Origin of the sequence: Saccharicrinis carchari (assembly GCF_900182605.1) — a bacterium.
Taxonomy (GTDB): Bacteria; Bacteroidota; Bacteroidia; order Bacteroidales; family Marinilabiliaceae; genus Saccharicrinis; species Saccharicrinis carchari.
Genome location: NZ_FXTB01000005.1, coordinates 1 through 12591 on the forward strand (window position 1 = coordinate 1; position 12591 = coordinate 12591).

At 39.9% G+C, this 12591-nt stretch carries 10 protein-coding genes and 1 rRNA gene; 8 read left to right on the top strand and 3 right to left on the bottom strand.

Annotation, left to right across the window (positions count from 1 at the left end; genetic code table 11):
• The 4 genes from rrf to FN809_RS10445 form a co-directional block, all read left to right on the top strand.
• Positions 1 to 75: ribosomal RNA gene (gene rrf, locus FN809_RS18260) — 5S ribosomal RNA — on the top strand; the annotation flags it as partial.
• Between the two features lie 248 nt (positions 76 to 323).
• A complete protein-coding gene (locus tag FN809_RS10435; RefSeq protein WP_185957536.1) occupies positions 324 to 1274 on the top strand; it encodes a lysylphosphatidylglycerol synthase transmembrane domain-containing protein in 951 nt (316 codons plus the stop codon).
• A 431-nt stretch (positions 1275 to 1705) separates the two neighbouring features.
• Positions 1706 to 2905, top strand: coding sequence for a M20 metallopeptidase family protein (locus FN809_RS10440; RefSeq protein WP_142533468.1), 1200 nt, complete (start codon positions 1706 to 1708; stop codon positions 2903 to 2905).
• Between the two features lie 279 nt (positions 2906 to 3184).
• Complete coding sequence (locus tag FN809_RS10445) at positions 3185 to 3352, top strand: DUF362 domain-containing protein (protein ID WP_142533469.1); 168 nt, start codon at positions 3185 to 3187, stop codon at positions 3350 to 3352.
• A gap of 51 nt (positions 3353 to 3403) precedes the next feature.
• Here FN809_RS10445 and FN809_RS10450 read toward each other — a convergent pair whose 3' ends face one another.
• Together FN809_RS10450 and gldB are read right to left on the bottom strand one after the other, a co-directional pair.
• Complete coding sequence (locus tag FN809_RS10450; protein WP_142533470.1) at positions 3404 to 3952, bottom strand: 5-formyltetrahydrofolate cyclo-ligase; 549 nt, start codon at positions 3950 to 3952, stop codon at positions 3404 to 3406.
• Positions 3953 to 4053: 101 nt separating this feature from the next.
• Positions 4054 to 5073 carry a gliding motility lipoprotein GldB gene (gene gldB, locus FN809_RS10455; protein WP_142533471.1) on the bottom strand — a complete coding sequence of 340 codons (1020 nt, stop codon included), beginning with the start codon at positions 5071 to 5073 and terminating at the stop codon, positions 4054 to 4056.
• Between the two features lie 138 nt (positions 5074 to 5211).
• On the opposite strand from gldB, the gene FN809_RS10460 reads away from it, so the two are divergent.
• From FN809_RS10460 to FN809_RS10475, 4 genes are all read left to right on the top strand, one after another.
• On the top strand, positions 5212 to 6180 hold the full coding sequence (locus FN809_RS10460; RefSeq protein ID WP_142533472.1) for a bile acid:sodium symporter family protein: 969 nt from the start codon (positions 5212 to 5214) through the stop codon (positions 6178 to 6180).
• Between the two features lie 462 nt (positions 6181 to 6642).
• The gene (locus tag FN809_RS10465) at positions 6643 to 7317 is read left to right on the top strand and encodes a porin family protein (protein WP_142533473.1); all 675 of its coding nucleotides are present in this window, start codon (positions 6643 to 6645) and stop codon (positions 7315 to 7317) included.
• A gap of 23 nt (positions 7318 to 7340) precedes the next feature.
• On the top strand, positions 7341 to 8990 hold the full coding sequence (locus FN809_RS10470) for an NAD+ synthase (protein WP_142533474.1): 1650 nt from the start codon (positions 7341 to 7343) through the stop codon (positions 8988 to 8990).
• A gap of 125 nt (positions 8991 to 9115) precedes the next feature.
• Positions 9116 to 9817: a Crp/Fnr family transcriptional regulator gene (locus FN809_RS10475; protein ID WP_142533475.1), complete on the top strand. Its 702-nt coding sequence runs from the start codon at positions 9116 to 9118 to the stop codon at positions 9815 to 9817.
• 303 nt (positions 9818 to 10120) lie between these two features.
• Here the strand turns inward: FN809_RS10475 and FN809_RS10480 are convergent, their stop codons facing one another.
• Positions 10121 to 12586, bottom strand: a complete 2466-nt coding sequence (locus FN809_RS10480; RefSeq protein WP_142533476.1) for a bifunctional UDP-N-acetylmuramoyl-tripeptide:D-alanyl-D-alanine ligase/alanine racemase — start codon at positions 12584 to 12586, stop codon at positions 10121 to 10123.
• Positions 12587 to 12591: the final 5 nt, after the last annotated feature.

A 12591-nucleotide genomic window follows, 5' to 3' on the forward strand; every position in this document is an offset into this window, starting at 1 on the left:
ATTCCGAACAGAGAAGTTAAGCCCGTTAGCGCCGATGGTACTGCAGAAATGTGGGAGAGTAGGTCGCCGCCCATCTTTAAAAAGAGCAATCGAAAACTCATTTCGGTTGCTCTTTTTTTGTTTGAACGCCTTTGTATATCCTTCAAAAAGGGAAGGTATGGAGTTGTACGGGTAAAGCTTATGTAGTTTCAGGTATCCGGATATTTTAAAAGCTCATTTTAAAACAATTTCCATTTTGGGTATCGGGTAAAACTATATCTTTGTGCAGTAAATGGATTACCTAAATTATCCCGGGCCTAGTTTTAACGTTAAATTCAACTATATTGTCGTTTATTAAAGATCACTCCAAAGCTATAAAACTGTTGGCCAAAATAGTTTTATCCGTAAGTGCATTGTATTATGTATTCTCAAAAATTGATGTTGGACAAACTTTTAATGCCATGCGAAGTATCAATGTATGGCTTTTATTCCTTTCAATTTTTATTTATGCGCTCTCGCAAGTGGTTTCAGCTTTCAGGTTAAATGTATTTTATAAATATGTTCCGGTAAAAATAAGTTCAGTCGTCAACCTTAAACTATATTGGTTGGGGATGTTTTATAATTTGTTTCTGCCCGGGGGAGTGGGAGGCGATGGGTATAAGGTTTTTTTGATACGTAAATACTATAACGCATCATTAAAGCGACTGGTTGGCACCGTATTGGCCGATAGGTTGAGTGGATTGGCTATTATTCTGGTGTATCTGTGTGCATTGGTGTATTTTATTGATTACGATTTAGGCAAAAATGCAGTTCCGGAAGATGGGATTAAGTGGGTTCACGATATGTTGGTTTGGATCAATCCATACCTAAATTACTTCATTATTTTAATACCCTTTATTGCATTGGGGTATTATTTATATCTATGGACTTTTAGTCGTCATTTAACCGCATCTGCATGGCGGGTTTTATTACTTTCTATAATAATACAGGGTTTGCAAATGGTTTCGGCAATTATGATATTAAAATCAATGGGCACCGAATTGGCAGGTAGACAGAATGACTATTTATTTTTGTTTTTATTGTCGAGTATAATGTCTGCCATTCCTATTTCGTTGGGAGGGTTGGGATTAAGGGAGGTTACCTTTATGTTTGGTTCTCAATATTTGGGTTTAAACCAGGATCATGCGATTGCATTAAGTATATTATTTTATTTTATATCGTTATTGGTATCGGCATTTGGGGCTTATTATGCCTATCGCACAAGTAGTATATTTCAAAAAAAATCAGTTGTGTAAGCTAAAGTTTTGATCTTTATTGTCAGTTGAGGGCGTTTTGTTGATTTAGAATTATCATTACTCCTACAAAAACATCTTGTGATACCGTACTAACGCGCAATAAAGCATACGAAAGGAACAATAGTTACTGGATTAAATAAAAAGTTATGGGTTCTATTCTCTCTTTATTTTTTATGAACCTTAAAAGGCGACTAAGCAGACCGGAGTAATAATACTTCGCGATTAGCTACATTCAAATAGCAGGCATTGAAGCACTTTATTAATAGTTGCTTATACTTGGTTAAAGTAGGTATTACCCTATCATTGAAAGCATCGAAAATAGACATTGAAAATTAAAGCAGCTCGTTTATGGATAAGCTGTTATATTTTATTTTACTTTGCAATATGGCTGCTACATTAACACAAACCGAAGCTTATTTTATTTTAACACGATGGATTTAAAACAAAGTATAAAGCAACTAACCAAAAAATATTACCCCGAGATAATTGAAGTACGTCGTCATATACATGAAAACCCGGAACTCTCGTTTCAGGAGTTTAATACCTCAAAATACATCTGTGCTAAGTTAGATGAATATGGTATTCCGTATAAAGGGGGCTATGTAAAAACGGGTATTGTAGGGGTGATAAAAGGTAAAAATCCGGACAAAAAAGTAATTGCGCTACGTGCCGACATGGATGCCCTGCCCATTAATGAAAGTGAGGATAATCAGGTAAGATCGCGCAATAAAGGCGTGATGCACGCCTGTGGTCACGATGCGCATTCAGCATCTTTATTAGGCACGGCCAGGATACTGAATGAGCTAAAAGAACAATGGGAAGGGACGGTGCTGCTAATATTTCAGCCGGGTGAGGAATCTTTTCCCGGCGGTGCCAAGCTAATGATGGAAGAGGGAGCCCTGGATAATCCGAAACCGGATATTATTATCGGTCAGCATGTGCTGCCTGATATGGCAACAGGCCACGTTGGCTTTAAGGAAGGCATGTATATGGCATCAGGCGACGAGGTTTATCTTACCGTCAGTGGCAAGGGAGGACACGCTGCAATGCCCCACACCTTAACCGACACTGTGCTAATTGCCTCGCATATTATTGTTGCCTTACAGCAGGTGGTTAGCCGCATTGTTCCGGCCAATATTCCTACGGTTTTATCCTTTGGAAAAGTAATTGCAAACGGTGCCACCAATATTATCCCCGAAAAGGTGGAGATAGCAGGTACCTTGCGCACTATGAATGAAGAATGGCGGGGTAAATTGAAAGTGCAAATACAAAAAATAGCTGCCGAGGTGGCGGCAAGTATGGGTGCCACCTGCAAGGTAATGATCAACGATGGCTATCCGGTGGTAACCAATGAGGCAAAAGTAACGGCAAGAGCTTTTGAAGCAGCTCAGAAGTATTTGGGGCAGGAGCGTGTGCATAAAATGGATATACGCATGACGGCCGAAGATTTTGGTTATTATACGCAGACCTACCCATGTACTTTTTATCGCTTTGGCGTTAAGCAGCCGGAGGATGTACATACGGGAGGCTTGCACACGCCGGGTTTCAACCTTAACGAATCGTCGTTGGAAACATCGGTGGGATTAATGGCCTATATTGCATTGATCTTGTTGGAAGGCAGTAATGAATAGGGTGTTGTAGAACCATAGAAATTATTAAAAGGGGAGCTATGATAAAGCAGTAAATCAATGGGGTTCCTCTATTTTATAATAAAATGCTTTTCTGCTTCGCCTTGTGGTCAATAGAAAGTAGGATGCCTATTTACTTATTACAATATGCAGGGGACTAGACAGATACTTCCGGTCTTATTTAAAAACGTTTCAAATAAACTGAATTTGTTGTTTTTTGTTTTTATATAGAAAAAAAGAAAATACTTTTGCATGTAAATTATTAATATAAACATTACGAAGATGGCTTACGTTATAAACGAAGATTGTATTGCATGCGGAACATGCATTGATGAGTGTCCTGTTGATGCTATTTCTGAGGGTGATATTTATGTAATTGATGCGGAAACTTGTACCGATTGTGGTAGTTGTGCCGATGTCTGTCCCACAGAAGCGATTCATCCGGCATAATTATTATTTCAATAAAAAATAAAGCTCTATCTATTCCGAGGTAGGGCTTTTTTATTTGCCCGCAATAACAATTTTGTCTAAAATAAAATCGTGCGCTTCGCAGGGGATCTCTTTGAGCAGTTGCAAATCAAAACCAACACCTACTATGTATGCATTTGTTAATTTGGGCAATACTTTATCGTAATAACCACCACCACGCCCCAGTCGATGCCCATTATTCGTAAAAGCTATTCCCGGCACAATGGCAAAGTCTATCAAATCTAAATTAGTCAGCACATTGCTCACCGGTTCCATGATGCCAAAATTACCCGCTTGCATGGAGCTGGCACCAATGAATTTATGGATGGTTAAATGCCTGCCCTTTACTTTGGGCAGGTAAATGTTTTTGTGAATATGGTTTCGTAAAATAAACTCATGGGTTATTATTTCGTAGGGAAGCGACCAGTAACAAAGTATATTTTTGGCTGCCTTAAATTGGGGCAATTGCTCCAATTGTAGCCTAACATTATCCGACTGCTTTGCAATTGCTGTGGCGGTCAATTGCAGCTTAGCTTGAATAATCCGGGCACGAATATTTTTTTTTTGGTTTAAAATACCCATACTTAATTTGCTTCTTCAGTAATAATAAATGTAAGATATACCTTGTTAACTTACTTAATGTAAATCAATTGCTGCATAGAATATAGCTACACACCTTTTTTTTAAGGCCGATATTTGGATGCCGCCAGTATTTTACGCCCATCCGTTTCTTCCATCAGTTCTTTTAGCGAAATGTGTTTGTTGTTTTTTATGTACGCTTTCACAATCTTGTAGCCAATAAACTCACCGGCTCTGGGTGCAGAGTTATTCCCAAAATTAGCTGTAAATGGTGCATCGCCTGTATATTTTTGAATCGTCATTCTGTCTTCTTCAAAAAGATGTTTCCATTCAACCAGCGATGCCCACATATCCGCTTCGTGTTCCTGGCACCAGTGCATTTGCTGGGGGGTGTAATCAAACAATAAGGTGTCCTGAATATCAGGAAACATGCGATGCACAAAATAACGTACCTTGCCCTTAAATATCATATTGTTTATCAGGTCATCCACCTGCTTGTTATAGGTAAAATTTGTTAAAGCGATGGCTCTTAGAACGTCGGGTGCCATTTTTTCCTTCGTCATGCCCCTACGCAGGTATTTGGGTATATTTAACCATTCGTAAAACTCGCAATCTTCACCTAAATATTTTTCAATACTCACACCTACCCATGCCGAATCTACCGCAATGGACTGGCTGAAACCTGAAATCATCAAGTAGATATTCGGTATGCTTACTTCCGGGAAATAATATTTATAATGCCTGAAGCCCGATTCCAGTTCCCGCCTAAAGTCTTTAAAATCAGGAAATATTTCATTGGACTTGGCGTAGATATCCTTATTGGCGGGATAGGTGATGAAATCGTACATGCGTTCGGGGAAATCGGGTGCTTGCGGATTACCCAAATTAATCATTTTAAAGGCGTAGGCCCTCATAAAATCTTTATGACGATTAACGATGGGTGAAATTTCGGAATCAATTTTTAAGGTGTCCACCCCATGAATTTCCTGATAAATAGGAAAAAGCTCAAAATTTACCTGTATGTCACTTACATCGGGGTGCATGGTTTTATCTCTGCACGAAAAAACGATGACGGTCAATAATAGACATGCAATCCACGATAGTTTATTGGATAATATATTCATTTTTACATCTTTAAATTTCACTTTTCAAAATTATATATTTTAACACAAAATACCTATCCAATAAGGCGAAGGTCAATCATTGACTTTAATATAGACGATATAAATACATTTGCTACTTTTGTTATCAAACTTAAACGGATGCTTAAAAAAATTGATGGCTTTATAGTTGGGCTGCTCTGTATGATTGCATTGGCGTATTGGTTTCCGGCTATGGATGATAATTGGAGCACAATAAACCTTGAAACTCTTACCACTGTGGGTATTTCGCTAATCTTCTTTTTTTATGGTTTAAAGCTCAGTCCTCAAAGTATGAAACAAGGCTTGTTAAACTACAAACTTCATTTATTGGTTCAACTGACTACTTTTTTCCTCTTTCCACTCCTTGTGATCTGTTTACGTCCTCTGGTACACTCCGAAGATACCGAGCTGTTGTGGCTGGCACTGTTTTTTATGGCAGCACTACCCTCAACGGTTTCGTCGTCCGTAGTAATGGTATCCATTGCCAAAGGAAATATACCGGGTGCTATTTTTAATGCCAGTATATCCGGATTGATTGGTATTGTGCTTACCCCCATATGGATGGGTGTTTTTATGGGTTCGGCAGATGCAGGATTTGATTTTTGGGAAAGTGTGATAAGTTTGATAGTGAAGATATTGCTTCCTGTTATAGCAGGTCTTTCCCTTAATAAATTTTTTGGCGGTACAGCCCGAAAATATCGTCGCTATCTCACCACGTTCGATAAGTCTATTATCCTTTTGATCGTGTACAACAGCTTCGGGAAATCTTTTAAAGCAAATATTTTCGACGATATCAGCCTATTACATCTTGGCATTACGGCTGTACTTATCGGTTTTACTTTTGTTATTATTTACGGCATAGTATATTATGTGGCAGTAAAGCTCAGTTTTTCAAGAGAAGACAGGATTACAGCTTTGTTTTGTGGATCAAAAAAATCCTTGGTACATGGTTCGGTCATGGCCAATGTGTTATTTAAAAATATGGCTTCACAGGGTATATTTATCATTCCCATAATGGTGTATCACTCTTTGCAATTAATTGCGGTCAGTTTTATTGCACAAAGGTACGCCAGGCAGCGGCCGACATAAAGCATTAAGCTATGGTGGCATCGCTAGGGTGGAGCATTAAACGCGGTTTTTTGAGGGTAAGAGATAAGGTAGAAAGCTCCAACCAAAACGCCAATTGTTATGCACCACGCACAAAAAATCTATTTTTTATACTTAGCGGTTTGTTTTTGCGTTTTTTATTAAGTTTGTTGCTTAGTAAAGTATTCACAACAATTGTAAGATAAAACCGACATAACCTGTACAGATAATAATGTAATGGAGTGGCAATACTGTATCAAGAGAAATTAAATTTTGTACGGGATCTAAGCGCTTCACTAAAACGTAAGCATATGATACAGGCCAGATAGAAAGGGGCAAGCGATAAGAAAAGCTGCTTACATAATCTGTACCGTCGGGTGGGAGGATAGTGATTATATTTTGGCTTGTTACCGCGATGAGAAACCGGGACCGGCTATATCATAATTGAAAGAAAATATAGAGTATATGAAAAAAGTTATTTCAACAGTTATACTGACATTATTGATTGCATGGACGGCAATGGCCCAATCAAGATCGGGAAGAGAATCGGATTACAGGTTTGCCTTTGTATTAAACCCGCAAATAAGCTGGTTAAAATCGGATCATGGGGCTGCCGATGTAAACGGTAACTTAATGGGCTATAATTTTGGTGTAGTAATGGATAAGTTTTTTGCTAAAAACTACGCCATTTCAACCGGACTAACCATTAATACCACGGGAGGTAAGTTAAGATACAATGATAATAATGAGCCAATTGACTTTACTGTTGGTGGAGAAATTGTAGCACTGCCTCCAAACTCGACCTTTGAATATCGCTTAAAGTACCTGGAAGTGCCTTTTAGTCTGAAGCTGCAGACCAACGATTTTCAACGCGCCAGTTACTACGGTATATTTGGTTTGTCAGGTCAGGTAAATATTAAAACCAACGATGGCGCAGGAAAAAATATAAACGACGAAGTGCGTAAATTTAACTTTGGATATCAGTTTGGTGGTGGTATGCAATATTCTATCGGGGGCGATGCTTATTTAATGTTTGGGCTTACCTATAACCAAGGTCTTAGCGACGTTACAAGTAACAAAACAATTGACGATAAGGCCAACCTGAACAGGTTAGTTTTTAATTTTGGGGTTATTTTTTAGAGGTAATTATTAGAGAAAATACAATGAAGATAGCACTTGCCCAATTAAATTTTCATGTTGGAAACTTTGCAGCGAATACCCAAAAAATAATTACGAGCATTGAAAAAGCCCAAGCAGACCTTTGCGAATTAATCGTGTTTTCGGAACTGGCAGTATGCGGATATCCCCCGCTGGATTTACTGGAGCGAGAGGCCTTTGTGCAGCAGTGTTTACAGCAAATAGATGTAATTGCTTCCAGGTGCCAGGATATTACTGCTGTTGTGGGGTGTCCGAGCATCAATGACCAAGCCAGTGGTAAAAAGCTTTTTAACTCAGCTTTTGTGCTAAGTGCAGGTAAAATTCAATCGGTACATCATAAAACTTTACTCCCTAATTACGATGTTTTCGACGAGTACCGCTACTTTGAACCCAACAGGCATTTTAGTTTGGTTGAAGTTAATGGAAAAAAAATGGCTCTTACCATTTGCGAGGATTTATGGGATGAGCAACCAGTGGCTAACTCATTTGCCAAAGATAAGTTGTACACCAACTCTCCTATGCAGGAGTTAAAAAAGCTCAATCCGGATTTTGTGGTCAATATAGCGGCTTCTCCTTTTTCCTATAATCAGGGTCACATCAGGCATCAGATAATCAGTCAAAAGGCTATTAAAAATAAGCTTCCATTTGTATATGTTAATCAGGTCGGGGCCAACACCGAGCTGGTTTTCGATGGAAGCTCGTTGGTAGTAAATAGCAAGGGTCAGATTGTAAATCAGCTTAATTCCTTTAAGGAGGACATTCAATATTGCTACCTTCAGGATGTTGAGCAAGATAATGTTTTAACCAAAGTGCAAGCCGGCAAGATGCAGTTAATATGCGATGCCTTAGTGCTGGGGGTGAGGGATTATTTTAGTAAGACAGGATTTACTAAAGCCACGCTTGGTCTTTCCGGGGGGCTCGATTCGGCAGTTACCCTTGTTATTGCGGAGCAAGCTTTGGGAGCGCAAAACCTCCGGGTTCTGTTGTTGCCATCGAAGTACTCATCGGAGCACTCTATTAAAGATGCCGAAGAGTTGGCAAACAACCTGAATGTGGCGTACGATATACTGCCCATTGGGGATATAGTAGATAGTTATGAACATACCCTGAATCCCTTGTTTAAAGGACTTAAACCCGATCTGACGGAAGAAAATATACAAGCCAGGATAAGGGGTAGTTTGCTGATGGCACTCTCAAATAAGTTTGGCCATATTTTGCTCAATACTTCCAACAAGAGTGAGGCTGCTGTAGGGTATGGTACTCTTTACGGCGATATGAATGGCGGATTGTCTGTATTGGGAGACGTGTATAAAACCGATGTTTTTGCCTTGGCACGTTATATTAATCGAAAGGAGGAAATTATACCGGTAAACACTATTGTAAAACCACCTTCGGCTGAGTTACGCCCCGATCAAAAGGATAGTGACTCCTTGCCGGATTATGAAGTGCTGGATCAAATACTGTTTAATTATATCGAAAAAAACCAATCGCAGCAAGATATTATAGCCGCAGGATTTGATGCGGATGTAGTTAAAAAAGCGATCCGAATGGTAAATCTAAACGAATACAAACGCTTTCAAACGGCACCCATTATTCGTGTTTCATCAAAAGCTTTTGGTATGGGACGCAGAATCCCCTTGGTAACTAAGTTTTAGCGCAAATGAACGTGTTTTAGTATCAAAAACAGATAAAAAAGTCTGCAACACTATAATTTACTTGTTAGTATGTAGGCTTTTTTCTATTTTTGGCTGAAATTAACATGTTGTACAACATATTTGCGATGCTACGAAGAACCGATATAAAAGAACCCAGCATTAAAGACATATCCCAGCTTTATGATGTTTTGACCAATGAAGAAAAGGAAAAGGTATTAAAAAATCATAAGGCCATACATTATAAAAAAAACGATGTTATTTATCATGAGGGTGAGGTGCCCGATGGCTTGTTATGCCTGGGGTCAGGAAAAGTAAAGGTTTATAAAATAGGTTTTGGAGGGCGCGATCAGATTGTACGTATGGCTAATCCCCCCGGATTTATAGGTTATCGGGCTTTTTTTGCCGAGGGGCCACATGTGGCTTCGGCGGTGGTGATTGAACCGTGTACTATTTTTTATATTCCTAAAGCATTGGTTTTTGAGTTGCTCGAAAATAACCACAAATTCAGTTTAAATATTATCCGATCGCTGGCGCAAGAGCTCGGTTTTTCGCGCTACCGAACAGTTACCTTAACACAAAAGCATATTCGTGGCAGACTGGCCGAAAGTCTTCTGGTGTTAAAAGATATTTATGGCTTTGAAGAGGACGGCATCACATTAAATGTTTTTCTATCGCGCGAAGACCTGGCGAATTTCTCCAATATGACTACCTCTAATGCAATACGTACCTTATCTACCTTTGTAAATGAAGAGGTAATACATGTTGATGGAAGGATTATTCGGATCTTAAACATCGAAAAGCTGGAGAAGATATCGAAGCTGGGATAGGAGGGCAGTTAGCAGTAATCAGTTAGCAGTAATCAGTTAGCAGTAATCAGTTAGCAGTAATCAGTCAACAGTTAGCAGTGACAGTTGGCGTCTTGTCTGGTGACAAACAGGGAAATCAGTTATCAGCTATAGCGGTTTTACGGTTTGCGGAATTTTTGTACGCTATACGCTTATGGTTGTTAACTCTCAGCTGCTTGCAAGTCTCTAACCTCTAACCTCCAAGCTCTAACCTCTATGAGCAATAGTCAGTTATAAACTTCCAGCTTTACAACTTTTAATTTTCAATTTTTTAACTTCGAATCCTCACTCGTAAAAATACACCCTTTTAACACGGCGGCTGATGCTGGTGAATATTTCGTATGGGATGGTGTCTAGGATGCGCGCCAGTTGTGTAACCGGAAGTTTAGGTCCAAAAATTTCTACTTCATCGCCCTCGTTGGCTTTAATTCCGGTTACATCTAACATACACATATCCATGCAAATATTGCCTACAATGGGAGCCGAGTGACCATTTACCAACATCGCTCCCACGCCGTTGCCCAGTTTTCGGTTGAGGCCATCGGCATAACCAACCGGTACCACGGCAATATCGGCATCGTAATTTAACTGCCCCTTTCGGTTGTAGCCTATTGTTTGGTAGGCCTTAACCTGCCTTATTTGCGAAATATACGATTTGAAACGGGTTACACACTTTAGTTTATGCAACGCTGTATCGCCGATGCCGTACATGCCAATGCCCAGGCGAACCATATCAAATTGTGCTTGTGGGAAGCGCAGTATGCCCGATGAATTTAAAATGTGCCTGATAAATGGATATCCCAACCCTTGTTCTATTTTATCGGTAGTATGGGTAAAAGCCACAATCTGTTCATGGGTGAAATCATCAAACTGCATGTTGTCGCTGCCAACCAGATGAGAAAAAACAGATTTAACATGCACTTGAGGCATTTGGTTCAAAAGGCTTATTAACTCATCCACCTGTGAGGGCACAAAGCCCAGGCGGTTCATTCCGGTGTCTATTTTTAGATGAACAGGATAATCGCTTATGGCTTCTGATTTTAGTACCGCTACAAATTGATGGAGCTCTTTGCAGCTGTATATTTCCGGTTCGAGCTGATGTTGTAGCATCAGTTGGAAACTTTTTATTTCGGGGTTCATAACAACAATAGGCAACGAAATGCCGGCTTTCCGCAACTCTACGCCTTCATCGGCAAAAGCCACACCAAGGTAATCTATCTTCTGATGTTGCAGCACCTTGGCAATCTCAAACGAACCACTACCGTAGCTGAAAGCCTTTACCATAGCCAGTAGTTTGGTATGCGGCTGGAGCTTAGCGCGGTAGAAATTCAAATTGTCAACTAATGCATTAAGGTTAATCTCCAGACTGGTTTGATGGTGTTTCATCTCCAAAACGGACGACACCTTTTCGAACTCAAAATTTCTCGAGCCCTTTATCAATATGGCTTCATTTTTAAACTTGCCGGGTACTAAGGCGCTAAGCAGGTCATCCGTAGATGCGTAAAAAATCGCATCCATATCAAATAGCGAGGCATGTGATTGCAACACCTTGCCAACTCCTATCAATTTAGAAATCCCTTTTTGTTTTAATAAACGGTTAATTTGCGTACACAGGTTAATATCATCCATGCCACTTTGATATATGTCTGAAAGAATTAAAGTACGCTTGTGGTTGCTGTGTTCGCTCTGCTGCACCAGGAAATCGAGTGATAAGGAAAGGGACAACAAGTCGGAGTTATACGAATCGTTGATGACCATGCAATTGTTAATGCCTTCTTTCAGTTCCATGCGCATGGCCACCGGTACCAGTTTTTTTACTGCCCGGGTAATGTAGCCTGCCGTATAGCCCAATAACAACATAAGTGCAATCGAATGCATGGCATTTTCAAAGGCAACCTCATCGGCAAAAGGCAGCACTATCTCAAATTCATCACCCCGGTATTTTAGATGCAGGTGGCATTGATTGCCTAGTGTGTTTTTCCGAATTACCTGCACACTGGCACTGGCGTTTACACCCCAGGTGAAAAGTTGCTTGTTTGGATACGTTTTTTTTATCGCCCTATCGATAGTAATACAATCGGAACAATATACAATGTATTTGCTTTGCTCAAAGAGCTTTATTTTCTCTTGAAGCTTTTCATGCTCCGATAAAAAATTCTCTTGATGGGCAGCTCCAATATTGGTGATCATCCCTATGGTAGGTGAAATAACCGGAGCTATCTTTTCCATTTCTTCTTTTTGCGAAATGCCTGCTTCAAATATCCCCAGCTCGGTATCTTGGTTGAGTTGCCATACCGACAAAGGAACCCCAATTTGACTGTTGTAACTCCTGGGTGAGCGAACCGTAACTTTGCTTTTGCCTATCAGCTGGGCTATCCATTCTTTTACTATCGTTTTACCGTTGCTCCCGGTAATGCCAATTACGGGGCAGGTGTAAAAACTGCGCTTTTGGGCTACCATCTGCTGAAAAGCCAACAGGGTATTGGGTACCACCAGGTAATTGGCTTCATTTAATTGGGGGGGTATAGCAAAGTCCTCGTCTACCATAAAACATCGTACGCCCTGCTGATATAGCGAAGAGATATAATTATGACCATTATGGTTTTGTCCTGCAATGGCAATAAACAATGCCTTTGCCGGATTGCTTACCGAACGACTGTCGGTTATCAAATGCGTAAAGCTTATGTTTTGATTGATAACCGCCTTGCATGGTATCCATTGGCTCACCTCGCTAAAAAGATATTCTGTCATGTTTA